Here is a 26,425-nt window from a genome sequence, read left to right as displayed (position 1 = left end):
TCAGGCCCAAGTGTCGAGCGAGCTCAGCACCTTGGCGATGTCCAGCCCCGTGGTGAGGTACTGCAGGAAGACGTCGTTGGACAGCGCCCTGGGGGAGCGGCGCGCGCGGATCAGGTCGACCGCCGCCGCCGAGTCGAGCCCGAGCTCGATCAGGCACTGGGCGACCACCAGGCCCGAGCGGTTGTAGCCGTTCAGGCAGCGCACCAGCACCGAGCGGCCGTCCCGGACGGAGTCGGCCGCCACGGCGGCGAGTTCGATGACCCGGCCGAGCTGGGGCGCCGTCAGGGGGCCGTCGGGTATCGGGTGCACCAGGTGCTCGACGCTGGGGGCGGGGCCGTGGCAGGAGCTGCTGTGCAGGCTGATCACCAGGTCGAACTCCTCGGTGACGACCGCCCGGTGGACCGTGCCGGTGCCGTCCGCCCAGAGGTGGCCGCCCATCCACAGGCCCGGTTCGATCCTGTTCCACGGCTCGACCGGCCAGTGGCGCTCCGTGTGCCCGATGCCGTGACGTGCTTTCACCGCACTCCCCTCCCCGAACCGCCACCCACCACCGATCAGCAGCATGCCGGGGGTTGGGCCCTGACGATGGTACGGCACTGCGAACACGGGTGCGGTCGGGGCGTGGCCGGTCAGCCGCGGATGCACTTCGGGGCCGACCACGCCGAGCTGCCGTACTGGTTCACCGCGCGCAGCTGGATGCAGACGGTGTCGCCCGGCACCGAGTCGAAGCTGACGGTGGTGCCGGTCGTGCTCTGCTGGTGGGTGCCCGGGACCTTGTTCACCTTGTAGGAGAGGTCGTAGCCGGTGGCGTCCGACTGGGCGGCCCAGCTGACCACGACCTTGGTGTCGGCGGCCTGCAGGGAGGTGGTGATCCCGGTCACCGGCTGCGGCACCGGCCCGCTCGCGGATCCCGAGGGCGACGGCGAGCCGGAGGCCGACCCGGTCGGCGACGGCGTCCCGGTGGCCGTCGGCGAGGGCGTGCTCGTCGCCGACGGGCTCGGCGTCGGCGCGCTGCTGGTCGGCGCCGGCGACGGCGAGGCCGAGGCGGAGGGCGGGGCCGAGCTCGGCGGCGCCGAACTGGCCGGCGCACTGGTGCTGGGGGCGGCCGAAGCCGACGGACTGTCGGGGGTCACGGAGGCGCCGACCGGTACCGAGGCGCTGGACACGGGCGGGACGGGGTCCGCCGGCCGGCTCGGCGCGCTCGGCGAACTGCCCGGCAGCGCCACGATCAGGGCCAGCACCACGCCGACCGCCACCGCGCCGACCAGCACCAGCCAGCGCACCGAGGACTGCCAGGCGGCCGGCCCGACGGGCGGCAGCTCGGGCGGCTCCTCGTCCTCCAGGTACGGCAGGTGGGCGGGCTGCGGCGGCGCCGTCGGAGGCGCCATCGGCGGTCCGACCGGCAGCGGCGGCAGCAGCGTGGTCGGCGTGCCGTCCGGGTCGGCGGCGGTCGGCGGCAGCGGGGGCACCGGCGGCAGCGGTGTCCCGGCCGCCGGCGGCTCGATGGCCAGTGGCTCGGCGGCGGGCAGCTCGGCGGTCAGCAGCTCGTGCAGTTCGGCCGCCGTCGGCCGCTCCTCGGGCTGCTTGGCCAGGCCGCGCCGCAGCACCGGCACCAGCCGGGCGTCGATGCCCGCCAGGTCCGGCTCCTCGTGCACGATCCGGTAGAGCAGCTCCTCGGCCACGCCCACGCCGAACGGATGGCGCCCGCTCGCCGCGTACGCGAGCACGCAGGACAGCGCGAAGACGTCGGCCGCCGGGCCCACCGGGGCACCCCGGCCGCGCAGCTGCTCGGGGGAGATGTACTGGGCGGTGCCCATCAGCACGCCGGTGCGGGTGACGTCCTCGTCGTCGGCGCTGCGGGCTATCCCGAAGTCGATCAGGGTCGGGCCGGTCTCGGCCATCAGGATGTTGGCCGGTTTGACGTCGCGGTGCACCAGGTTGGCGGCGTGGATCGCGGTCAGCGCCTCGGCGAGGCCCGCGCCGAGCGCGCGCACCCGGTCCACCGGCAGCGCGCCGTGCTGGACCAGCACCGCGCGCAGCGACGGGCCTGGCACGTACTCGGTGGCCAGCCAGGGCAGTTCGTCGTCCTCGCCGAAGTCCAGCACGCCGGCCAGGTGCGGGCCGGCCACCGCGCGGGTGGCGGCCACCTCGCGGCGGAACCGGGCGCGGAAGTCCTCGGTGCGCGCCAGGTCGGGGTGCACCACCTTGACGGCCACCAGGCCGGGGCCGGAATCCTCCTCGTCCCCGCTCGGGGTCGGCCGGCCGAGGTAGACCGTCCCCATGCCCCCGGTGCCCAGCACGGCGAGGATCTCGAACCGCCCGACGCGCCGCGGATCGGCCTCGCCCAGCTCCTGCATCTGTTCCCCCATGAACCCGCGAGTCGCGGCCGGCCCGCCGGGCCGGCGTCGGGTGCGGCCGATCGGCCGGTGTCCGGTCGGGTCCGCTCGTGCACGGCAGGCCGGGTACGGCCGCCCCGCGGCGAGGATAGCGTTGATGAACTGCACTGTCAGCCGCGGGGCAGGGCCAGCTGGTAGCGGCTCAGCCAGGTCCGCGGGCCCGCTGTGTCGACCGGCTCGCCCGGCGCGCCGCCCACGGCCACGTCGCCGTGGTGCACGAAGCCGCGCGACTCGTAGTAGGCGCGCAGCCGGGGGTTGTCCGAGACGCAGTCCAGGCGCAGCGACCCGGCGCCCCGCTCGGCGGCCGCGCCGGCCGCCCAGTCGAGCAGCACCGCGCCGAGGCCGGCCGCCCGGCGGCGGATCGCCAGCCGGTGCAGGTAGCCGGCGCGGACGGTGGCGGTGTCCTCCCACTTGGGGTCGGACCAGTCCAGGGTGAGGGTGGCGGCGCTCTCGCCGCCGACCGAGGCCAGCCAGGTCTCGCCCCGGGCGATGCCCTCGGCCACCCACTCCGGCCGGAACCGGTCCGGCCACTGCGCGACGCCCTTCGCGGCGAGCCACCCGGCGGCCTCGTCGAGGACGCTCAGCACCTCGTGGGTGCGGGCGGCGTCGGCGCGGTGGAAGGTGACGTCGAGGTCCTGCCAGCGGTGGGTCATGGACGGATCCTCGCAGAGGGGCTCAGGCGCCGTACCGCCGCTGCCGTGCCGCGTAGGTGCGCAGCGCGCGCAGGAAGTCGAGCTGACGGAAGGCCGGCCAGTACGCGTCGCAGAAGTACAGCTCGGCGTAGGCGCTCTGCCAGAGCAGGAAGTTGGACATCCGCTGCTCGCCGCTGGTGCGGATCACCAGGTCCGGGTCGGGCCGGCCGGCGGTGTAGAGGTGGCGGGCGATGTCCTCGGCGCTCAACTGCGCGGCCAGGTCGGCGGTGCTGCGGCCGGCGGCGGCCTGCTCCAGCAGCAGCTCCCGCACCGCGTCGACGAGTTCCTGGCGGCCGCCGTAGCCCACCGCCAGGGTCACCTGCGCGCCGGTCGCGCACTCCCGGGTCGCCTCGACCGCGTCCTTCAGCGCCCAGGCGGTGGAGTCCGGCAGGGTGTCCAGGTCGCCGGCGACGTGCACCTGCCAGCGCGGCCGTCCGCGGGCCAGCCCGCGGGCCAGCACCTCCTCGATCACCCGCATCAGGAACGCCACCTCCTCGTCCCCGCGCCGGTGCAGGTTCTCCGCCGAGCAGACGAAGACGGTGACGTGCCGGATCCCGAGCGCCTCGCACCAGGAGAGCACCTCCGCCACGTGCTCCCCGCCCACCCGGTGGCCGATGCTCGGGTTGGCCAGCCCGCGCTGCCGGGCCCAGCGGCGGTTGCCGTCCATGATCAGCCCGACGTGCCGGGGCAGTTGAGCGCCGCGCAGCTCACGGCGCAGCCAGCGGGTGTACAGGGCGTGGAGCGGGTCGGTGAAGCGCAACGGCACGGCCTCTCGCGAGCACGACGGAGCGGCGGGCCCGGCAGGCCCGCCATTGCGCGAAATGCTAGCGGCCGATGGCACGCGACGCGTGCTATTTGCCGGGTCGGCCGGGCGCCGGCTTGACGGGCCGTCAGTCGCGAATCAGCAGATATGACCCAGCGGGTGTGAAATCGGCGATCCGGAACCCCTCCGCCGCCGCCCCGGTCAGCGCCTCGCGCACCACCAGCCGCCACCGCGCCGCGGCCCGCCGGTCCCGCCCGCGCAACTGCTCGACGTCCGCCGGCACGGCCACCAAACGGGCCCGCGCGTGCGGCGGCGGCACCCGCACCGCGCCGTCGTCCGCGACGACCACCGCCGCCCCGGCCGCCGCCTCGGTCAGCGAAGCGGCCGTCGCGGCGGGCGGTTCGCGGCGGGCCGCCGCGCGGACCCGCCCGGTGCCCAGCCGCCAGTGCACGGCCAGCCGGTCGGTCTCCTCGAAGGCGTTCAGCCCGTCGCTCATCGGCCCGTAGAAGTCCGGCAGGTAGCGCACCGCCCGGGCGCCGAGCCGGCGCAGGTTGAAGTGCGCGTTGCGGCGCAGCAGCGGGTCGAAGGTCCAGCGCACCTCGGCCAGGCCGTGGCGCAGCGCCCAGGCCCGCTGGTCCAGCTTGAGCGCGAAGCCCACCCCCGTGCCGCGCTCCTGCGGCGCCACGCCCACCACGTCGGAGTGCAGGAACCCGCTGACCCCGAGGAACCCGACCGCCGCGGCCACCAGGCGCCCGCCCCGGAACGCCCCCGACACGTAATTGCCCGAGTACTCGTAGGCCCGCAGCAGCGCCGTGGTCGCCACCGGCTCCGCCTCCTCGGCCGCCCACACCCGGTTCAACAACTCCGCCCCGGCCCGCGCCGCGGCCACTCCCGCCAGCGCCGTCACCCTGACCCCGCTGCGCTCGGCGGCCAGGTGGGCGCAGTGCTCTGCATCGCGCAACTGATCGTCCATGAGCCGACGGTAAGTCAGCGACTCTGCTCGGTGACAGGGGTGGGCACGCGGAAATGGCGGATGGGCGTGGCTGATTGTTACCGGTCGGTGGCGACCGTACTGTGACGGGCTGTCAGACCTCTCCGGTAGACCTTTCCGTCAGACAGCTCCGTCAGGCATCGGCAATGTAGTGAGGGTGGACCATGTCCCGGGTCAGGGTGCACAACTTCTCCGTCTCGCTCGACGGCTTCGCCACCGGCGAGGGACAGACCGAGGAGGCGCCGTTCGGGCACGCCGGCTCCCGGCTGCACGAGTGGTTCTTCCGGACCCGCACCTTCCGGGCGATGCTCGGCCAGAGCGGCGGCGAGACCGGGGTGGACGACGCGGTCGCCCGCACCTGGGCGGACGGCATCGGCGCGGAGATCATGGGCCGCAACAAGTTCGGCCCGCAGCGCGGCCCTTGGCAGGACCACGAGTGGAAGGGCTGGTGGGGGCCGAACCCGCCGTTCCACACGCCGGTCTTCGTGCTGACCCACCACCCGCGCCCGAGCGTGGAGATGGCGGGCGGCACCACCTTCCACTTCCTCGACACCTCCCCGGAGAAGGCGTTGGAGCAGGCCCGCGAGGCGGCCGGCGGGCTGGACGTGCGGATCGGCGGCGGCCCGCAGACCGTCCGGGAGTTCCTGGCCGGCGACCTGGTGGACCACCTGCACGTGGCCGTGGTGCCGATCCTCCTCGGCCGCGGCGAGCGGCTCTGGGACGGGCTGGAGGAGCTGGAGGGGCGCTTCGACCTGGTGGAGTCGGTGACCTCGCCCGCGGGCGTGACCCATGTGACGTTCAGCCGCTGACGGACCGTCGGCGCCCCTGGTCGTCCGTCAGCGGCCGTCCGTCAGCGGCTGTGCGTCACAGGCCCAGCACCAGGATGGCCGTGCGCCAGCGGGAGTCCTCCAGCTCGGCGTGCAGGGCCGGCCAGTCCACCGAGTCGGCGGGTACGGCGGCGGGCTGGGCCGGGCGGTCGGCCTGGCGGCGGACCCGCAGGTGGGTGGGCGGGTGCCAGTCGTCCACGGACGAGCCGAGGCGGGCGCCGATCCGGCGGCGGCGTTCGCGTTCGACGTCGGGCACCGAGTCGAGGTAGTCCGCCAGGCTCTCCCAGAGCGCCTGGGCGATGTCCTTGTCGCGGGTCCCGCCGTGGGTGACCAGGGTGCGCTCCTTGCGCAGGTGGGCCGCCGCGCTCTCCTCCAGGAAGAGGGTGTCCAGCAGGCCGGTGGCCGCGCGGGTGGAGCCGGCCCGGGCGGCGAAGTCGTCGGCGCGGTACTCGGCCTGGCGGCTGGCGGAGCCGAGCAGGCGGTGCAGGCAGCCGCGGGCCAGGCGGACCGGCAGCGAGAGCAGGCCGAGCAGGAGGTTGGCCAGCCCGTCGAGCGCGTTGCGCTGGGAGCGGCCGCGCAGTTGGACGAGGGCGAACGAGGCGGTCACCTCGTCGAGCCGGTCGGTGTTGCCGAACTGCTTGGCCATCAGCCGGTCGCCCCGGCCCGGCAGCAGCAGGTGGGACCAGGAGTCCAGGGTGGCCAGGGCGAGCCGCAGCCAGAGTCCGGAGCGCGGGGAGCGGGCCGCGCCGTGGCCGAGTTCGCGCCCGAGCAGGGCGATCCGCTCCTGCGGGCCGAGCGCGGTCCACAGGGCCAGGCCGATGGTCAGCTCGGCGTCCTGACGCAGGCCCAGGCGGGCGTAGCCGCTGCGGAAGCCGGGCTCGATCCGGATCAGGTCGGGCGGGCGCACGCCGAGTTCGCCGGCCACCCGGTCGGCGAGCGCGTAGAGCCGGGGCGTCTCCTCGCGGGTGAGCGCGAAGGGGTCGGTCGAGCGGCGGCCGAGCCGGGGGCGCAGCAGGACGGTCAGGCCGAGGCCGACGGCGCCGACCAGGATCGCGAACGCACTGCCCTGGAGCACCAGCAGGACGGAGCCGACCGCGATGGCCAGGGTGACCAGGTGGACCAGGGTGGCGAGCAGGCCGGCGGCGATCCGGTCGGCGGTCCACGGCCGGCCGGTCGGGCTCTGCGCGAGCTGGGCGAACAGCCGCTCGGCCCGCTCCTGTTCGTGGGCGAACCGGCGGGCGGCGCGGCCGTCCTGCGGCGGCTCGCCGCCGAGGTTCCACTCGCAGGTCGGGCACCACTCGGTGAACCGCTGGTCGTGGTCGTGCGCGGCACCGCAATTGGGGCAGGTCCGCGATGAAAGTGAGCCAATCACAGCATCGGATCATGTCACTTTCGATTCAGGATTTTCCATGGTTCCGCACGGAAATCCGAGTGCTCCGACCGGGTGAGGCCGGTGCGGGCCGTGTGGCGTGGCGCGGCGCCACGATGGTTCGACTACGTCTGACTGGTCCGAGGGGCTTGCCGCGAGCGGACGGAGACGGGACGTGGCCGCAGAGGTCGCCGAGCCGGAGAAGGCCGAGCCGGTCATCACACGGGTCCGGTACCAGGACGGTGTCCTGACCGTCTCCTGGACCGGCAGCACCGGGCTGGGCATCGGGTTCCTGGTGATGGTCTGGAACGGGTCGACCAAGGTCGTCGACGCGTCCGTGGGGACGGCGAACAGCGCCCGGCTGCTGGTGGAGGTGCCGCCCGGCGAGACCTACGAGGTCCAGGTCGGCGCGTCGGGCAGGGCCTCCGCCAAGGTGGCGATCCTCACCGCCACCGCCGCGATCGAGCTGGCCGAAACGGCCGCCGCCACCGGCGCCCTGACGCTCTCCTGGCCGGCGGCGGGCCCCGACCGGTGCATGGTCCGGCTGGTGGTCAACGGCGGCGCACCGGACCCGGAGAGCCCGCCGGTCGCCGGCGGGTCGCTGCGCATCGACCAGCCGCCGCCCGCCGGTTCGACCGTCGCGGCGGCCCTCGCCCGGGTCCGCGAGTCCCCGGGCCTGGTGGTCATCGGCCCGTACGGCCCCGCGTTCGCGGTGCCGACCGCCGAGCCCGAACTGCTCGCCGTCGGGTACGAGGCCGGGCGGCTCTCGGTGGCCTGGCACGCGGTGCCCGGCGCTGACGGCTACCGGGTCAGCGTGCTGACCGAGCGCGGCGTCCTCGGTACCCCGGTGGAGGTGGCCGCGCCCGCCACCACGGCGGAGCTGGAGCCCGCGATCACCGACCCCGGCCGCTACCTGGTGGTCGTCCAGGCCGTCGGCGAGGCCGGCACCGGCCCGACCTCGGCGCCGCTCGGCATCCCGCTCACGGCGCCGACGATCACCGGCGTCACCTCCAACGGGTCGACCGTGTCGATCGACCTGCGGCCACCGGACTCCGCCCCCACCGCCCCCACCGGCTACGCCGCCCCCACCGCCCCCACCGCCCCCACCGGCTACGCCGCCGTGCTGCTGCGCGACGGCGTGCCGGTGGTCCGGGAGAGCCTCGGCCCGGCCGGCACGCTCTCGCTCGCCGTGCCCGAACCGCGCCCGCGCGGCGCGGCGTACACGGTGGCGGTCCGGGCGCAGCTCGGGCGCGCCGTCGGTCCGGCGGCCAGCGCGCCCGCCGTGCCGGCCACGGCCGCCGTCGGCGCGGTCGTCTGCGACACCGACCTGGTGGTGACGGCGGGCGCCGGCCACCTGGCCGCCGGCGTGCCGATCGAGGCGGTGCTGCTCGCCGACGGCGTGCCGGGAACCCCCGAGCGGGTCGGCCCGGACGGCACCGCCGTCTTCACCGTGCGGCCGGGCCGGCTCGCCGTCGCGGTGCGCGGGGTGGACGGCGTGGCGACCGGGCCGTGGTCCGCGCCCGTCCCGGCACCGTCCGCGCCGGTCGCGGTGACCCTCGCGCGGGCCGACGGCGGGCAGGTCGCGCTGGCCTGGAGCGGGCCGGCGGACGGCGGCTACCGGGTCGCCGTCGGCGACACCGCGCGGCTGATCCAGGGTCAGAGCGCCCGACTGCCGCTCACCGCTGACCGGATGACGGTCGCCCAGGTGGCCGGCCCGGCCCGGGGCCCGGTGACCGCCCTCGACCTGGTCACCAGCGGCCCGCGGCTCACCGAGGTCGCGATCGGCGGCGACCGGGCCGTGACCGTGCGGTACGCCCCGCCCCCGGCGCCGCCGCTCACCGCGGTGCGGCCGGTGCTGCGCTGGGACGGCACCGAGTTCGAGGCGGCCGACCAGCCGGCCGGCCCGGGGGAACTCACCCTGACCCTGCCCGACGGCGTCCCGAACACCGCCACGCTCGCGCTGCGCGGTGTCGCGGGCGCCGCCGCCGGCCCGCCCGGGCCGGCCGCCGTGCTGCTCACCGCCGCCCCGGGCGGCCTGCGGGTGGCCTACGACGGCAGCACGCTGCGGGTGCGCTGGACGGCGCTCGCCTCGCCGCTGGTCGACGGCTACCGGGTCAGCCTGACCGCCGACGGCACCGAGACCGTGCTCGGCGACACCCACGCCCCCGAGGGCAGTTGGCCGGTGGAGATCGCGGACCCCGCCGCCACCGTCACCGTCCGGGGGACCGCCGGCCCGGCCCTCGGCGCGGCCACGCCGCCCGTCCCCGTCTACACCGGGACGCTGGTGGTCGGCGGCGGCCACCTCGCCCCGCAGTGGGGACCGGAACTGACGCCACATCAGCTGACGCTCGGTCTGCCGGAACTCTTCGCGCCCCCGCGCCGCGAACCCGTCCCGCTGCCGTTCGGCTGCCGGCTGACCCCGGCCGCCGACGGGCCCTACCCGTACCTGCTGCACGTACCGGCGGACAGCCGGATGTGGGACTTCACCGAGCGGCCGGACGTGATCGCCGCGTGGGCGGCGGCGTTCCCCGGGCTCGGCGCGCTCGGCCTCACCCCGTACGGGTACGCGGCGCTGGGCGAGGCACTCTCCCGGGCGGTGCCGCAGACCTTCGCCGAGACCCTCTACTTCGCCTACGGGCTGCGCTTCGACCAGGGCCACTTCGACCTGCGCCCGGGGCTGGTGCTGCGGGTCGAGTACGAGAGCTACCAGACCATCCAGGCCGACACCGCCGTGTCCGGCTTCGTCACCGGCGGGGTCGCCGACTACGAGGTGGCCTCCTACGACAACGGCGGCACCTGGACCACCGGCCTGGACGCCTTCCTCGCCCAACTGACGCTGTGGGGCGGCACCGCGGTGCCTGCCCCGGTGTGGACCCGGGAGGGACAGCTCTCCGGCGCCGGCGGCGCGCTCGACCTGTTCGCGGCGCCGCTGCGCGAGCGGCCCTTCGCGCGCCTGGTCCTGCCGGTCAACCAGCCCTCGGCGCTCTCCTCCTCCAAGGGCTCGCCCTGGCCGAAGGACAACGCCGTGCTGGTGGCCGCCGCCGGGCTCGCGGGGCTGGCGCAGGCCACCGACCACCTGCGGGGGAGGGCGACCGCGTTCGGCGACGCCGCCGCGGCCTACCCGCGCGGGCGGGCGGTGCTGCGGGCGATGGTGCGGGTCAGCGTCAACGGCGCGCCCCGGCTGGTGCCGCTCGGCACCACGCTCGGCAACCTGCTGGCCGGCGCGGGCCGGCGCCCGGCCGCCGTGCCGCTGCCGCTGGACGGCGTGACCCTGCACCGGGCGCGTGCGGCGGCGGCGCTCGCCGACGGCCCGGACGGCGACTGGCCGGTGCTGCCGGGCTGGCGCCCGCGCGACCCGGCGGCGCTCGACCTGCCGCTGCTGCACGGCGACCGCCTCGACCTCGCGACGGACGCCGAGCGATGACGGGGACGCGACCGATGCCCGCAACGCGACCGATCACCGAAGCCCGAGCGATGACCGAACCCCGACCGATGACCGGACCCCGGGCGATCACCGAAGCGCGAGCGATGACCGGACCGCGACCGATGACCGGACCCCGACCGGTGGCCGGCCCCCGACCGACGCCCGGGGCCGGGCGATGACCGGGCCCACCTTCACCCGGGTCCCCGGGACCCGGCTCTACCGGGCGGACCAGGCGCCGGAGGAGGCCGCGTTCTACGCCTCCGCCGGCGCGGCGCTCGGCGACCGGCCCACCCTCGACGAGACCTGGCGGGACGACGGCGGCGCCTACGTCTTCCTCGGGACCGCCGAGCCACCGGACTTCCCGGCGGCGCTGGCTTCCTGGGTGGCCGCACGCGGGGCGAAGGGCCCGCCGCGCTTCCTCTGGGTGGCCGACCCGGCCCTGGAACCGGCCCGCTGGCTCACCGAGGAGCTGACCGTGCGGGCGGCCCCCGGCGGGTGGGCGGTGAACACGACCGGCTTCGAACTGACGGTCTACCAGCTCCAGCTGAACGACGGGACGTTGATCGCCCCGGCGCAGTCGGCGACCGGCTGGGGCTTCGCCCTCGCCGACCCGGCCGACCGGCCCGGCGCCACGCTCTACACCCCGGCGAGCCGCTACCCCGCCCGCCCCGGCAGCACGCTGCTCAGCCTCGACCCCGGGCACACCGGCGCCTGGCAGTTCGTCATCGACGTGCCGGCCGGGCGCGACGCCTTCGCGGGGCTCGGCGCCGACCTGCGCTTCTTCACCCCCGGGCCGGACGGCTCGGTCAACCCGCTGCGGTTCGCCGTGCTGCGCCAACCCGCCGACGCTGCACTGGAGTTCCACGCCCGGATCGACCCGCTGCGCCCGCTCGACGGCGAGCGCACCGCGCTCGGCTTCTTCCCACCCGCCGCCGAGGGGCAGACGCCGGCGGGGGAGGCGCCGGCGCTGCCGTCCGGCTACGCCACCGTGCTCGGCCACGGGGTGGCGCTGCGCCCGCTGGCCGCGCTGCCGGGCACCGCGCACCCGGCCCGCCTGGTCTTCGGCCTCGCGCCCTACCTCAGCCAGGAGACCGGCAGCGCCGTCTACTACCTGGTCCCGGACGGGCCGTTCGCCGTCGAGACGGCGGTCGCGGGCTCGCGGGTGATCTGCGGCACCTCCGGCCTGGAGTACCTCGGACTGCCGGCGGCCGGCGGCACCATCTCCTTCCTGGCCGGCCAGCCCGCCTTCGCCCCGCTCGGCCCGGACCGCACCGGCGGCGACTCGCTCACCGACCACGGGACCACCGCCTGGGTGCGGATCGAACCGGCCGAGCCGGCCAGCACGGTCACCTACTACAGCCAGCCCGAGGACGCGCCGCTCTACGCCGCCGGAGCCGCAGCCGCAGCCGGAGCCGCAGCAGCCGCAGCCGCAGTCGGAGCCGCGAGCGCCGTCGCCGGCGTCGACCTGCTCGGCTACCGCGAGGTGCCGGCCGCCGCCGCGAGCCGCACCCCCTTCCCGATGGCCCCGTTCCACGGCCTCGCCGGGCAGGCGGTGGCGGACGCGGTGGCGATCGAGCAGCTGGCGATCGCGCCCACCCGGCGGGCCGTGCTGCTGCCCGCCGCGGGCGGCGGGCAGCGCGCCGACGCCCCGGAGACGGTGGCCGTGACCCCGCAGGGCCTGGCGGTCGGGCTCTCCCCGGACGCCGACTGGAACTGGCTCGGCATCGGCCACAACGGCGCCCCGGCGGCCGTGCCCGACCTGCGGTTCACCACCGTCGACGGGCCGTTCCGGCAGGCGATGCAGACCAACAACCTGTTCCTGGTGCTGGGCGACCCGGTGGAGTTCAACCGCCACGGCTCCGTCGGCTACCGGCTGACCGCGGCGGCCCTGGGCATCATCGCGAGCATCCCCGAGGACCGCGGCGGCGTGCCGGCCGCCGTGCTGGCGGCCGTCGAGCAGCACATGCGGGGGATCGGGTACGACACCCGGGACGCGTTCGTCGCCGCGCTGCGGGCCGCCTCGCGCGGGATCACCGAGGACCAGCAGCGGGTCTTCCTGCGCTACGCCGGCCTGCTCACGCCGGTGGCCGGCGGCTGGCCGTTCCGCCTCTCCCCGGACAACTGGCGGGCCGACACCCACCTGATCGTCAAGTTCGTGCTCGGCCGCAGCATCTCGGAGCTGGTCGGCGACGTCTCCACCTGGGCCTGGCCGCGCGCGGCCGCCCGCAGCGGGGACCCGGCCGACGCCCAGCGGGCCATCGGGGCCGTGATCGCCGCCGCCCGCAAGGCGGTGGCGGAGCACCCGCAGCGCGGCGGGCCCTACGCGCCGTTCCTCGCGGTGGTGGACGACCCGGACTGGACCGGCGTGCTCGCGCTGTCGGCGGACGTCCCGCTGGACCAGCTCCCGGCCGAGCTCCAGGTGCTGGCGGCCGGCATCGACCCGGCCCGGTTCGTCGCGCACCACGTCGGACTCTCGCTCACGCCGTACCGCCTGACGGGTGGTCACCTGGTCTTCGACCGCTCGGCGCTGTTCGGGCTGATCGACTACCAGAACCCCGAGGACCAGTACTTCAGCGAGGACACCGCCTTCGCCTTCCGGGTGCTGCAACTCACCGTCGGCCTGCGCAACTCGGTGGTCACCACCTTCACCAGCCGGGCCGAGCTGCTGGTGAACCGGCTGTTCGGCGCGCCGACCCGGCTGCAGCCGACCGAGCACGGGAACAACATCGTCCTGGACGGTGCCCTGCAGCGCCAGCAGGTGCCCGGCGACCCCGCCCGGCACGACACCTACGTGTTCTCGATGGCCGGGCAGAACACCTTCGAGCTCGGCGGATCCGTCCTGCTCGGCGTCGAACTGCTCTCCACCCAACTGGTCACCGCCAGGGCCGCCGACCCGGCCGCCGGCCGCGCGAGCGTCGACGCGCTCTTCCAACTCGCGGGCAACCTGCGGTTCTACGAGCCGGACGGCTTCGACCCGTTCTGCTGGGGCGCCGACGCCGCCGGGGCGGACGGCCACCTGCGCTTCGGCGGCCTCGCCGTCGCGATGGGCTTCGAACTCGGCGACCCCGCCGGGACCACCCGGTTCGCCCTGAAGGACGGCAACCTCTCCTTCGACGCGGCCAACAGCAAGGCGCGGGAGAACTCGCTGGTCGAGCGGTTCCCGATCCGGCTGAACGGGCTGCTGGCGATGCCGGACCCGGCCCTGGCGGCGGGCCCGGCGCCGCTGCCGCAGACGCCCGCCGACCTCGGCTACGTGACGGTCACCTCGCCGCTCCAGCAGTCGGTGCTCGCCCAGCCCTGGTACGGGCTGGACTACACCGTGGACCTCGGTTCGCTGGGCGCGCTGGCCGGCAGCAAGGCGCTGGCCCTCCAAGTCCTGGTGGCCTGGAGCCCGGGCGCGGCCGGCGGCGACCCGGTGGTCTACCTGGGCGTCAGACTCCCGGGCGCCAACGGGGTGTTGGGCGTCAACCTGCCGCTGCAAGGGGTGGTGACCATGGGTTTCCGGTCGGTGGAGTTCCTGACCGCGCGGCCGGACGGGCAGCCGCGCAGCTACACGCTGCGGCTGCGGGACTTCGCGCTGCGGATGCTCGGCCTGGCCTTCCCACCGGGCAACAACGACGTGGTGTTGTTCGGCAACCCCGACCAGGGCAGTGCCTCCAAGGTCGGCTGGTACCTCGCCTACCTCGCGGCGGCCGACCGCAAGACCCCGCAGCCCCTGCCGGCGGCGCCGGGCGACGGGAGCCGGGAATGACGGAGCCGGGAACGACAGGGGACGACGGGAAGCAGAACCCGCTCACGGTGGTCAAGGTGCTGTGGTGCGGCCAGGGCCAGCTGGTCCTGGTGGAGATCTACAACGACGGCACGCGCCGGGACGAGGCCGACTTCCTGGCGCTGATCAACTGCGGCGGCGAGAAGCGGTACGCCCAGGCGGCGCTGGACTACGTCCAGGCCAAGGTCGGCCACCGGCACCGCAAACTGCTCAACCTGATCGCCTTCACCAGCCTGGACGAGCAGAGCACCAACCTGCTCGGCGCGCTCGGGTCACGGCTGAAGGCCGTCGGCGCCACCGTGCTGTCGGTCCTGGTGCCGGGCAGCAGGTGGACGGGCAGCGGGCCCGAGGCCGTCCAGGACCTGCTGGAACTCCTCGGATTCCCGCTGGGCGACGTCGAGTTCGCCGGCCCCAACCAGAGCGACTACCTGACGGGCGAGCCGACCTGGATCGCCGAGCACAACGGCACCTACGTCCGGATCCTGGCCACCGACAACCGCGCCTCGGTGCGGGCCACCGCGCTGGTCATCGAGAACGGGCGGCTCGCCGTCGTGCTGCCCGGCCAGTTGACCCTCCCGCTGATGCGGACGATCAACCGGATCCCCAACCTGGCCACCCGGATCCCGGCGGACCGGGCCCTGGTGCTGCCGAACCGCAGCGTGCTGGAGACGGCGGTCAGCGCGCGCCGGGCGAACCCGGACGACTGGGACGCGGACGAGTGGGCGGTCATCGAGGACTTCGCGGCGACCGTCCGCCCGCAGGAGATCTGCGTGAGCGCCGGGGTGGACAACGTCGCAGGCATTCCGGCCGCCGGGGTGATCGACCTGTTCCGGCCCACCCTGACGGCGGACGCCGCACACGACTTCGTCTGCTTCGACCTGTGGCGCAGCGGCGACATCTTCGGGAGCTGGCGGACCGTCAACACCACCAAGCGGATCCGAACCACCGTCAAGACCTACGGGGCGCACGACTCGACCACGTACGGCGACATCGAGCTGAGCTGCACCCTGCGCCCCCTGCCGATCGACACCGAACCGTAGGCGGACCACGTGACAGTCGAACCCGTGACAGTCGGAGAGATCCTCCGCGCGTTCCAGGCGGCCGTGGCGAGCGGCGAGCTCTCCGCCGACCTGTCGCTGCCCGGGCTCGCCGAGCTGCTGACCCCGCTCGCGGTGACCGGCCTGCCGGTCACCGAGGGCGCCGCCACCGAGGAACCGCCGCGCAGCGCGCGGCTCACCGGCCGCACCCGCTACCTCGACACCGACTGGACCATGCGGCTCACCGGCACCCCGCAGGCCGACGGCGAGCGGGCCGTGCTGCTGCTGGAGCTGACCCGGGTCGCTGCGTCCGAACCGTGGACCTTCGCGGGCGCCTTCGGCGAGCTGCCGCAGAGCCGGCGCCCGCCCGAGGGCGGGCTCGGCGGGCTGCTCCTCGGGCCGAGCGTGCTCGGCCCGCTGATCCTGGAGCGGCCCGTCCTCACCGCCGGCAACACCCCGCCCGAGGCCGGGCCCAGGCTCTCCGGCACGCTGCTGGTGCTCGGCGACCCGGTCAAGCCCGGCAGCGACCTGCTGGCCCGCTACGCCGACTTCCTCGGTGAACGCCTGCCGGTGGAGGGCCCGTTGGCCTTCCCGACCGGCAAGCTGCCGGTGATCGAGCTGCGGGCCGCCACCTCGCGCCTGCCGCTGCGGCTGGGCGACCTGGTCGTCTCGGCGGTCGGCGTGCTGCTCACCACCGAGTACCCCGACCCGTACCCGATCCCCCAACTGGGCGCGCACCGCTCGGCGGTGCTGCTGTTCGCCGAGGTGACGCTGCCCACCGAGCCGGTGCGGACGGCCACCGTCGGCTGCGCCCTGCTCTGCGGCGACTACGTCTGGCCACTGCTGGTCGCGCTCGACCCCCCGCTCGGGCTGCGCGGGGCGGTCCAGGCGCTGATCCAGATGACCGGCGCCCCGGCCGGGGACTTCGCGCTGCCCCCGGGCATCGCGCCGCTCGACCGGTTCCGGCTCCAGGACCTCGGCTTCGGCGTCGTGCCGCTCGCCCTCGGCGGGCCCGGGCTGTCCTACTCCGCCGTCTCGATCCTCTCGGACCAGCCCTGGGACCCGCCGGTGCCCTTCCTGATGATCGATCAGGTCGGCACCCGGTGGCAGTTCGCCTTCGAGGCGGGCAAGCCGACGGACTACTTCGGCACGGTCTTCGGCACCATGCGGTTCGGCGCGAAGGCCGCCGCCCCCACCGGGGGCCGGGCGCCTCTCGACGCCCGCACCGACATCCTGGTGACGGTCCAGGTGTCGCTGCCGGAGCTGGAGTTCAGGGCCTTCACCGAGCGGCCCTTCGACCTGCCGATCGAGCAGGCGTTCCGGGTGTTCTTCGGCGGCGACGCCCCGATCGACGCCCGGCTGCGCTGCGAGACGCTGAGCATGCAGGCCTCGCCGACCCAGCAGACCTTCGCCGCCGAGCTGACGTTGAGCGGCGACTGGGCGGTCACGGCCGGCAAGGTCGAGTTCGCCCTGACAGGGTTGCAACTCCAGGTCAAGGCCGCGCCGAACGCGGTCTCCGGGCTGATCGCCGGCAAGGGCGAGATCCGGTCGGCCGACCCCACCGAAGTGGCGTACCCGCCGATCGAGCTGAGCGCCCAGGCGCGCTACCCGGGCGAGGACGCCTGGGAGTTCACCGCCGCCATGGTCGGCACCGTGAAACTGCCGCGCCTGGCCCAGGCCCTGATGGCACGTCAGCTGCCGCAGTGGCTGAACGAGCTGGAGATCGACCTCACCGACCTGCAACTGCGGTTCAGCACCGCCGAGGGCAGGCCGTACGCGGCCTCCGGGGCGCTGCGCGCGGCGGTGGCGGAGACCCTGATCGGCATCGCCCTGGAGCTGATGCTGACCGCGCGGATCGAGCGCAGCGCGCAGGGCGCGCTGACCGGCAGCCTGGCCGGCAGCTTCGCGGTCAACCGGCTCAAGGTCGCAGCCTCGGTCTCGGTGGCCGACCAGGGCAAGGACTACACCTTCGAAGTCGCCTACGGCGCACTCTCGTTGCGCGCGGCCACCGGCTGGACCGGCGAGGGGGAGCAGCGCCACCAGATCCTCACCGTCCGGCTGACCGGCACGCTCGGCGAACTGCTCAGCACGCTGGTGGCGCTGGCCAACCCGAACGCCACCTTCCGGCTCGACCCGCCGTGGAACTTCCTCGGCGGCATCGACCTGAGCGGGCTGTCGCTCACCATCGACCCGACCGAACAGTCCGTCGCCGTCGAGTACGGCCTGACCCTCGACCTCGGCTTCGTCAAGATCACCAAGGTCGGCCTGCGCTACACCCGCTCCACCGGGACGCCGGTGGTGGAGATCGTGCTGGACGCCCAACTGCTCGGCGACGACGCGCCCAAGCCGCTGAGCTGGGACCCGGTCACCCAGGCGCCGCCGCAGCCGCCGGGCCTGGGGCGGAAGTTGTTCGCGCTGCGCTACCTGGGCCTGGGTCAGCACGTCTCGCCGGTGGGCCTCACCGCACACCCCGGCATCGCCGAGGTGGTGGACGCGATGGTCGCCGCGATGCGCCCGGCCGACCCCGCCACCGGCAAGGCGCCGATCAACCCGGCCACCATGGTCTTCGACCCCGCCAGCCAGTGGCTGTTCGGCATCGACGCCACCGTCATGGACACCGTCGCGGTCAAGCTGGTCATGCACGACCCCGACCTCTACGGCATCCTGCTGGCGCTGAACGGGCCGCAGGCGGGATCGCTGGCCGGTCTGAACGTCGAGCTGCTCTACAAGAAGGTCACCGACGACATCGGGGTGTTCCACGCCCGGCTGCAGATCCCCGACGCCTACCGGAAGTTGCAGTTCGGCGCGGTCTCGGTGACGCTCGGCGTGATCACCGTCGACATCTTCACCAACGGCAACTTCCGGATCGACCTCGGCTTCCCGGCCGGCGGCGACTTCACCAACTCCTTCGGCCTCGAAGCCGGTTACTACAACGGGCGGGGCGGCCTCTACTTCGGCGTGCTCAACGGCGCCACCTCCAAGCGGGTCCCGAGGATCAGCAACGGCACCTTCAGCCCGGTGCTGGAGCTCGGCGTCGGCCTGTCCGTCGGCGTCGGCCGCACCTTCCAGCGCGGGCCGCTGAGCGCCGGGGTGTACCTGAACCTGGAGGTGATCTTCGAAGGGGCGCTGGCCTGGTTCCACCCCGACCAGGAGGGCCGGGGCACCGCGCTCTACTACTGGTGCCGGGGCACCGTCGGCATCGTCGGGCGGCTCTACGGCACGGTCGACTTCAAGGTGGTCCGGGTCGACGTCAACCTGCAGATCTCCGCCATGGCGACCGTCGAACTCGCCGCCCACCAGGCCACCGTGATCTCGCTGAACCTGTCGGTGCGGGCCAGCGCCAGCGTGAAGATCGCCTTCTTCAGGATCAAGTTCAACTTCTCGCTCACACTGCAGACCTCCTTCGAGATCGGCTCCACCAGCACGCCGCCCTGGCGGATCGTCCCCGGCACCGCGCTGCCCGGCGCCCTGGTCCCGGCGGTCAGCGGGCCGGAACTCGCCGGCTACCGGCTGCACTTCGACCCGAAGGCGCACGTCTTCCCCCACGGGGAGGTGAGGACCGCCTACCTGAGCCTGGTCCCCGGCTACACCAACGCCGAGGTGCCGGTCTCCTGGACCGGCGAGCGGCCGCCTGCCGAGGAGGAGCCGCAGCACCGGCTGGTCGTCATGCTGGTCACCGACAACGCCGTGCCGTTCGAGGCCGCCGACATCGCCGCGAGCCTGCGCCCCGAGGTGTCCGGCCACCCGCGTGCCGCCACCCCCGCCGACACCTCCTTCGACCAGCTCGCCGAGGGCCTGCTGCGCTGGTCACTGAACGCGCTCGGCGTCACCTCCAGGACCGTGACGCTCGGTCAACTCCTGGACCTGGTCGAGCAACTGGCCATGCCGGAGGCCGGAGACCAGGGCTTCAGCTGGTCGAACATCGAGGGCTTCCTGACCAACAACCTGCACCTGGTGGTCAGCGGCACCGCCACCGGCCCCGAGCCGACGGACCACCCGGGCACCCCGTTCCCGATGCCCCCGGTGCTCAAGTGGACCGCCACCGGGCTGCCCGACCCGACCGAGCGGACCCGCGACTTCGCCGAGCACCAGCAGATCGACGCGACCTACGAGCGGGAGGCCGCCGCCCACTTCGCCGAGCTCGACCCCGCTCCGCCGCAGGACCGGCCCACGTTGGGCTTCCCGGCGGCGGCCGAGGAGCCCAGCGCGTCCATGGCCACCTCCGTGCTGCGCGACTACTTCCGGATGGTCGCCCGGGCGATGGCGCAGGAGGCCGTGAACCTGCTCACCGCCTACCCCCACCGGGTGAGCCGGACCGACTCGCTCGGCTCGATCGCCCAGGCCCACGGCGTCACCCCGGAGTCGGTCGCCCTCGCCAACCCCGACTGGCCGGTGGCCGCGGACGTCCCGATCCGCCTCGGCACGCTGCCCGTCCGGCTGACCGCCGGTCAGAGCCTCGACGCGCTGGCGCGGCTCCACCAGGCCGCCCCGGCCGCCCTGCTCGACCACCTGCGCGACACCACCCCGCTGCTGCGCACCGGCGCCGCCGTCCCGCTGCCCGGCTTCGTCCACACCGGACTCCCGGTGGACACCGCCGCCGCCGTCCTCTACGTCCGGCTCGGTCTCACCACGCCGACCGAGGTGCCGCTCGCCGACTGGTACCAGACGGCGATCGACCGCCTCAACCCCGGCACCGGCCCCGAACTGCCGAACCCGCTGCGGGTGCCCGCCGGCTACCTGAGCACCGGGACCCTCGACTGGACCCCGCTGCCCGGCGACACCGTGCTCGACGTCGCCGCCTACCTCGCCCTGCTGCAGAACCCCACCCCCGGCACCCCGTACGCGAGTTGGCTCGACGCCGTGCGGGCGGCCAACACCCCGCCCGACCCGGCGGGGGTCCGGCTGCCCGCCGGCGCCGCCGCCGTGGTGCTGCCCAACGACACGCTGCGCCGCCTCCAGCACCGGCTGCTGCTGGACTCCGACCGGCCCGCCTTCGACCGCTACGCGGCGGCGGCCGACGCCCTCGTGCCGCTGCTCACCGTCGAGGTGCCGGGCGCGCGCGCCACCACCGGGCCGGGGCTCACCCTGCTGACCCTGGCCCAGCAGTACGGCCTCGGCCTCGCGGACCTGGCCCGGCGGATCGCCGCCGACCCCGGCGTGCTGGCCGAGCGCGACGCGCCCGACGACCCGCCGTTCACCGTGCCCGAGGTGCCCGCCGCGGACCTCGACACGCTGTGCGCCGCGCTGCACGACGGCCCGGGGACGGTGAGCGCGAGCGGCCAGGTCGCCCGGTTCATGCTCGGCGGGCTGCGGCTGCCCGCACCCGTGCACGACGGCAGGGTCTACCGCGCCCGCGGCCCGATGACCGGCGGCTACCAGCTGATCGGCCAACAGGTCGTCGGCCCGCCGCCGCCCCCGGCCGCCGACCCCGAGCCGCTGGTGACCTTCACCGTGGTCAAGTCCGGCACCGCCGACTGGCTGGGCTTCGCCGACGCGGCGGTGGTGGACGGCCGGATCCGGGTCGAGGCGCCGACGGCCGCCGCCGCCGTCCTCACGATCACCGGGGACGACCTGCGGAGGAACTACCCCGACACCGTGCTGCTGCCCGTCGTGCGGACCCCGCTCGCGCCGCTGCCGCTCGCCCACCCCGTCGGCACCCGGTACGCCGTCACCCAGGTGATCCCGTGGCGGACCACCACCACCCTCCACCTGCCCGGCGACCCCGCCGGCCCGCCCTCGCTCTGGCCGCTGCCCGCCGAACTGACCGCCCGGGCCGGCGCCGACCGCAGCACCAGCGGCTTCCGGCTGGAGCAGACCGCCCCGCAGGCCGGAACCGGCGCGAGCCACACCGAACTCGGCAGCTACGCCTGGGCCACCCTGGTCTCCTTCGCCGTCCGGCGGATCCCCGGCCCGGCCGGCAGCGTCGAGGTGCTCGGCGCCGACACCGCCGACCGGCAGCGGATCGCCGACCTGCTGGACTACCTGCGCAGCGTCCCCGGCAAGGCCGCCACCGGCGACTGGCCGACCCCGCCTCCCGGCGAACGGGCCCTGCTCACCCTGCTCTGGCAGCTGCCGCCCGCACCCGGCGGCCTCGGCCAGGGCCTGACCTCCACTCAGCTGGACACCCGGGCGACGTTCCTCGTCCAGACCAACCTGACCACCGAGACCAGCAGCGGCCCCTCGGGCGCGCGGGCGAGCAGCACCGTCGGACGGCACTTCGCGGCCCTCGCCGACACCCAGCGCTTCCTCACCCTGCTCTGGGAGTGCAGCGTGGTCGGCGGGGGCGGCTACTGGCTGCGCTACCAGGGCGAGGTGCCCGAGGCGATCTTCGACCAGGACGGGCTCGCCCGGTTCTCCCTGCTGATCCAGCTCTCCTCGCAGTGCGGCCCCGACCCCGACCGGCACCTCTACGCCTTCACCAACCTCGCCGTGGTCGGCGACGGCGTGGACCCGGCCTCCGTCGCGCTCACCGCCCGCGCCGTCGACCCGCCCGAACTGCGCCCGGTCGCCTCGGTCGACCCCGGACAGCTCGGCTTCACCGGCTGCCTGGTCAACCCCGGTGACGACGCCAGCAAGCAGGGCGTGCTGCGCCGGCTCTACGGCCTGCTCGGCTTCCAACTGGAGCCCACCACCGCGTTCCGCGGGAGCGTGGAGGGCCGGGCGGTCTCGCCGCGCCCCGCCGACGGCACCGACGAGCTCGGGCTGCTGACGGTGGCCCAGCAGGACGAGGCGGTCTGGGACCTCACCCGGGTCGTCGACATCAGCCGGTTCGCCCTGGTGCGGCCCCCGGCCCTGCCCACCGCCCCGCCCGCCGACCGCGACCCCTACGCGGGCATCGCCGCCGGCGCGCACAGCCAGGTCGCGGTCCGCTTCCAGGACGTGTTCGGCAACCGGTCCGGCAGCCCGGCGCGGATCCCGCTGCCGGTCCGCTACACCGACCCGCTGATCGGCGTCGGCGGCTGGCCCTCCACCACCTTGCGCTACACCGTCGAACCGGCCGGCGGCCAGGCCGACCTGACGGTGGCCGTCGACCTGCAGACCATCGCCTACCAGCCCGGCGCCGACGCCCCCGGCCTGGCGGCCGCCGCCGCGGCCGCCCGCGACCGGGCCCGGCTGGCCCCGGTGTACTACCAGGTCAACCGGCCCGACGTGGGTGCGGCGCTGCTCAGCTCGCTGCACCAGCAACCGGGCTCGCCGCCCACCCCGCTGCCCGTCGACGTCGGCGAGCTGCGCCGCTACCTGCTCGGCGCCCACGCGCTGCTCGGCTCGCTCGCGGCGATCGGCTCCGCCCCCGCCGAGGGCGCCGCGAGCCTGGACGAGATCTGCACCGGCTACGGCGTCGGCTACCAGGGGCTCGGCGCCGCCAACGCGGACGCGCCGCTCACCGCGATCCTCGACACCGACCGGGTCGCAGTGCCGGTGATCGCCGCCTTCCGCAACCAGGACACCGTCGTCGGGCTCTGCGAGGGCAGCGGCGCCGACCCGGTGGAGGTGCTGCTGCACCGGGACAACGCCGCCCTGCCGTTGAACCCGGCCGTCGAGCTGGCCACCCCGCCGCGCCCGGCTCCGGTGCCGGCCGACTGCCCGCCCGTCGCGGAGCTGGCGGCCGCGCTGCACTGCTCCGTCACCAGCCTGGTGACGGGCAATCAGCAGACCGGGGCGCTGCTGGCGAGCGGGTTCGTCTTCACCTGCAACGGCGTCCAGGTCGAGGTGGGGCGGGACGTCCCGGCGGACGCCAGCCTGGCCGAGGTGGCGGCCGAGTACCAGCGGCGCCTGGTGCCGTACCCGGCCGTGCAGGTGGTCTCGCTCAACGCGCAGCTGCCCGGGCTGTTCCGCGGCGGCGCGGTGCTCCAGGTCACCGGCTACCTGGTGCGCGGCGGCGACACCCTGCTCGACAACGGGACCGGGCTGCCCCCCGAGGAGCTGGCCCGCCCGAACACCACCACCGTGGACCTCTTCACCCCGGGCACCCCGCTCTTCCTCACCGCCCCCCTGACCCCCGTGCCGGTCGGGCGGACCCTCGCGGCCTTCGCCGCCGACCACGCGACCACCCCCGGCACGCTGCTGCGGCACAACGGCACGGTGCGGCCGGCCGCCGGCACGCCGCCGCTGCTGCCCGGCACCTGGGCCTGGCCCGCCGACCCCGACGCCCTGCGGGTGCCGTACACCGTCCGCGCGGGCGACTCGCTCGACGCCGTCACCGCGCACTTCCCCGGCGCCGACCTGGCCGAGGTCAACGCGGAGATGCCGGCGACGATCGCCGCCGGGGTCCGGATCACGGTCGGCGACCGGGAGGTGACGACGACCGAGCCGGTCTCCTTCGACCAGGCCTGCGCGCTCTTCGACCCCGCCGTGCCGCTCTCCGCGCTCGCCGCCGCGCTCGGCCCGCGCACCGACGTGCTGGCGCCCGGTGCGCTGCTGCTCTGCCCGCCGGGCGTGCTGCCCGGCCGGCCCGGCGAGGGGGTGACGCCGGATCAGGCCGCCGCCGCCTTCGGCGTCGGCGCGGCCGCCCTGCTCGCCGCCAACGCCGGCACGCCCGGGCTGCTGATGCCCGGTCAGGTGCTCAAGGCCGGACCGGCGGGCCGGGGCGGCACGGTGGCGACCGAGACCACCGCCCCCCGCGACACGCTCACCGCGCTGGTCGAACGGCTGCGCCTGCGCGGCGCGGCGACCGGTGTGACCGCCGTGGTCGAGGCCAACGCCGGCACCGCCTTCCTGCGGGCCGGCGCCCGGGTGCTCGTCCCGCCCGCCGGCGCCCGGCTCACCGCCCGCCTCGGCCCGCCCGAGCCGGACGGCGACTGGACGTTCCCCGACTGGGTGTTCCCGCTCACCGTCGCCCTGGAGCTCTCCCGCGCACCCGAACTGGTCGACCCCGCGCTCGCCGGGACCGCCACCCGGGCGGCCACCGCCGTGCCCGCCGACCGGGGCAGCGACCCGCAGCAGGACGGCGCGCTCACCCTGACGGCCTTCGCCGAACGCGTCCAGGAGGCCGTTCCCGCACTGCGGCTCGCCACCGCGCCGGGCCGCGGCGGCGACACGGACCTGTGGGCGGTGGTCTTCGACGCCGCCGGCATCGCGGAGGTCACCGTCGAGCCCCCGCTGGAGATCGCCGGCACCGACCAGCCGCGCACCTTCGCGATCCGCCCGCTGAGCACCACCCTGACGGCCCGCCAGAACGTCACCACCCACGGCTTCAACCAGGAGACCGGCCTGCTGGAGGGCGAGCAGATCCGCGACTACCAGGGCATCGACCTGGAGGTGTGGGCCCAGGGCTTCCTCGCGGACCTCGAACTTCTGCTCACGGCCGGCTACGTGCAGGGCGCCTACGCGCTGGCGCCGCAGGTGCTCGACGCCGTCATCGACGTCAAGAAGACGCTCGCCGGGGCCGTCGCCGAGGGCCTGGACCACGTCCTGGCGGACCCCGACGACCCCGAGAACCCCGAGAACCCCGACGACCCCAACGGCCTCGGGCGGGCGGCGGCCGTCGAACGGCTGCGCCAGGAGCTGCTGGTCTCGCTCACCCGGGGCTACGCGACCTCGGCCGTCATCCAGTACGACACCAGCGCCACCGTCCCGCCCGGACGCCGCGCCCGGCTCTCCGGCAACCCGGTCGCCGACTACGCCGGCGCCCCCGTCGACCGGCGCACCGCGACGCTGTCGAACGGCAAGATCGCCCTCACCGACGACCCGTCACACCTCACCTTCCTGCTGACCGTGCCCGACGTCGCCGCGCACGCCTCGCACGACCTCGGCCTCGCCTACCGGGGCGTCGAGCTGGAGTTCGACATCGTGCGGGAGATCGAGGGCTACGAGCGCTCCGACTGGCTCACCTTCGTCACCCAGCTCGCCTCGGGCTCCCCGGAGGAGCTGGACTTCGACCTCGGCGCGCCGCGCATCCCGATCCCGCTGCGCGCCTACCCGCCGATGCCGATCCTGCTCGACCAGCAGGCCCTGGTGGACAGCACCGCCACCGAGCTCGACCGGGCGCTGCGCTGGCGCTACCGGTGCGCCGTGCAGCACCAGTCGGCCGAGCAGGACACCATCGAACTGCGCGTCAGCTTCAACGAACCGGCCGCCCAGCCCACGGCCGCCGCCCTCGACGACCTGTTCGCCGCGATGGCCCAGTACACCGCCGTCGCCACCCCGCTGCTCGGCCTGCTCGCCGCGCTGCCCGACTGGGAGCGGGCCGACCAGCGGCGGCGCGAGGCGCTGGCCAACGCCCTGACCACCTACCAGCAGCTGGCCGCCGAGGTCGCCGAGGCCTGGCGGCGGCACTGGACCGGGCCGGTCCCCGCGCCCGCCGTCGCCGCCGAGCGCACGGCCGGTGCGCCCGAGATCGAGGCCTACCGGTACCAGCTCCGCCTGACCGTGGAGCGGGACCGCTACCGCACGCTCACCCTGACCCGCGCGGTGGAGCGCGGGCCGGACCGGGTGGGCTGGCCGGAGAGCGTCTTCTGCATCACGGCGAGCGGCGAGCGCCGCCGGCTCACCGCAGAGGGGGCCGAACCCGGCGCCGACTCCCGCAGCTACCGGTTCCCCACCGACCCGGACGTCGAGGCCTTCAGCCTGCTCACCTTCGAACTGACCTTCCCGCCCGTGCACATCGCCACCCACCAGAACGCCTCCGCCGCCACCCGGGTGACCCGCAACGCCCGGCTGCTCGGCGAGGGCTGGCCGCGCACCGCGGAGGCCTTCGTCTACCGCACGCCCGAGGCCGCCGCCGCGCAGCCGGTGGTGCCGTTCATCGACGTCACCCACACCCTCCCGATCGGCCCCTGGGCGCCGCCACCCGCCGAGAACCCGCTGGAGCCGCTGTTCCGCGCGGTGTTCGACGGCGACGAGTCCGGGCGCACCATCGCGATCGGCGCGCGCTACGCCTACACCCTGGTCGCCGCCGACCCGCCGGTCACCGCCCTGCTCCCGGTCGTCCAGTCCACCGTCGGCGCCTACACCCCGGCCACCACCGTGCCGGCGCTGACCCGGACCCTGAACGACTGGACCGAGCTCGAACGGCCGCAGACGGCCGGCGGCGCCTGGGCCTTCCGGCTCAGCCTCTACTCCTCCGTCGACCCGTCACTCCAGCGGCCGGTGCTGCAACTGCGGCACCTGTCCGCCGCGCTCGGGGAGGCCTGAGCCGGTGTCAGCCCACCACCCACC

11 protein-coding genes are annotated in these 26,425 nt (G+C 75.3%); 5 read left to right on the top strand and 6 right to left on the bottom strand.

Annotated elements, in window-relative coordinates; all coding sequences use genetic code 11:
• The 5 genes from FHX73_RS35265 to FHX73_RS35245 all read right to left on the bottom strand — a co-directional run bounded on the left by FHX73_RS35265 (position 1) and on the right by FHX73_RS35245 (position 4,824).
• Complete coding sequence (locus FHX73_RS35265; RefSeq protein ID WP_425461466.1) at positions 1-519, bottom strand: protein-tyrosine phosphatase family protein; 519 nt, start codon at positions 517-519, stop codon at positions 1-3.
• A 110-nt stretch (positions 520-629) separates the two neighbouring features.
• Positions 630-2,357 (bottom strand): protein kinase domain-containing protein, encoded by a 1,728-nt coding sequence (locus FHX73_RS35260; protein ID WP_170305223.1) that lies wholly within the window; start codon positions 2,355-2,357, stop codon positions 630-632.
• Between the two features lie 149 nt (positions 2,358-2,506).
• Positions 2,507-3,049 (bottom strand): GNAT family N-acetyltransferase, encoded by a 543-nt coding sequence (locus FHX73_RS35255; protein ID WP_145910077.1) that lies wholly within the window; start codon positions 3,047-3,049, stop codon positions 2,507-2,509.
• Positions 3,050-3,071: 22 nt separating this feature from the next.
• Positions 3,072-3,848, bottom strand: coding sequence for a polyprenyl diphosphate synthase (gene uppS, locus FHX73_RS35250; protein WP_211786449.1), 777 nt, complete (start codon positions 3,846-3,848; stop codon positions 3,072-3,074).
• A gap of 130 nt (positions 3,849-3,978) precedes the next feature.
• Entirely contained in the window at positions 3,979-4,824 is an 846-nt protein-coding gene (locus FHX73_RS35245; protein ID WP_145910076.1) for a GNAT family N-acetyltransferase, read from the bottom strand.
• A 182-nt stretch (positions 4,825-5,006) separates the two neighbouring features.
• Here FHX73_RS35245 and FHX73_RS35240 point away from each other — a divergent pair, with 182 nt between their 5' ends.
• Complete coding sequence (locus FHX73_RS35240) at positions 5,007-5,651, top strand: dihydrofolate reductase family protein (protein ID WP_145910075.1); 645 nt, start codon at positions 5,007-5,009, stop codon at positions 5,649-5,651.
• 55 nt (positions 5,652-5,706) lie between these two features.
• Here the strand turns inward: FHX73_RS35240 and FHX73_RS35235 are convergent, their stop codons facing one another.
• Positions 5,707-7,041, bottom strand: a complete 1,335-nt coding sequence (locus FHX73_RS35235) for a M48 family metallopeptidase (RefSeq protein WP_145910074.1) — start codon at positions 7,039-7,041, stop codon at positions 5,707-5,709.
• Positions 7,042-7,213: 172 nt separating this feature from the next.
• Here FHX73_RS35235 and FHX73_RS35230 point away from each other — a divergent pair, with 172 nt between their 5' ends.
• The 4 genes from FHX73_RS35230 to FHX73_RS35215 all read left to right on the top strand — a co-directional run bounded on the left by FHX73_RS35230 (position 7,214) and on the right by FHX73_RS35215 (position 26,401).
• Positions 7,214-10,462: a hypothetical protein gene (locus FHX73_RS35230; protein WP_145910073.1), complete on the top strand. Its 3,249-nt coding sequence runs from the start codon at positions 7,214-7,216 to the stop codon at positions 10,460-10,462.
• A 175-nt stretch (positions 10,463-10,637) separates the two neighbouring features.
• Positions 10,638-14,213: a hemagglutinin protein gene (locus FHX73_RS45150; RefSeq protein WP_170305222.1), complete on the top strand. Its 3,576-nt coding sequence runs from the start codon at positions 10,638-10,640 to the stop codon at positions 14,211-14,213.
• Positions 14,210-15,271 (top strand): hypothetical protein, encoded by a 1,062-nt coding sequence (locus FHX73_RS35220; protein ID WP_145910072.1) that lies wholly within the window; start codon positions 14,210-14,212, stop codon positions 15,269-15,271. Before FHX73_RS45150 ends, FHX73_RS35220 begins: the two co-directional genes overlap by 4 nt.
• Positions 15,272-15,295: 24 nt before the next feature.
• Positions 15,296-26,401, top strand: coding sequence for a LysM domain-containing protein (locus FHX73_RS35215; protein WP_145910071.1), 11,106 nt, complete (start codon positions 15,296-15,298; stop codon positions 26,399-26,401).
• Positions 26,402-26,425: the final 24 nt, after the last annotated feature.

The sequence above is a fragment of the Kitasatospora viridis genome, from assembly GCF_007829815.1.
In the GTDB taxonomy this organism is placed as follows: domain Bacteria; phylum Actinomycetota; class Actinomycetes; order Streptomycetales; family Streptomycetaceae; genus Kitasatospora; species Kitasatospora viridis.
Note: the sequence above shows the minus strand (reverse complement) of the source record. Positions and strands in the feature narration are given on the sequence as shown.

Coding starts and splice junctions, on each gene's coding strand:
- FHX73_RS35220 (WP_145910072.1), top strand. CDS start 14,210: ATGACGGAGCCGGGAACGACAGGGGACGACGGGAAGCAGAACCCGCTC.
- FHX73_RS35245 (WP_145910076.1), bottom strand. CDS start 4,824: ATGGACGATCAGTTGCGCGATGCAGAGCACTGCGCCCACCTGGCCGCC.
- FHX73_RS45150 (WP_170305222.1), top strand. CDS start 10,638: ATGACCGGGCCCACCTTCACCCGGGTCCCCGGGACCCGGCTCTACCGG.
- FHX73_RS35240 (WP_145910075.1), top strand. CDS start 5,007: ATGTCCCGGGTCAGGGTGCACAACTTCTCCGTCTCGCTCGACGGCTTC.
- FHX73_RS35255 (WP_145910077.1), bottom strand. CDS start 3,049: ATGACCCACCGCTGGCAGGACCTCGACGTCACCTTCCACCGCGCCGAC.
- FHX73_RS35260 (WP_170305223.1), bottom strand. CDS start 2,357: ATGCAGGAGCTGGGCGAGGCCGATCCGCGGCGCGTCGGGCGGTTCGAG.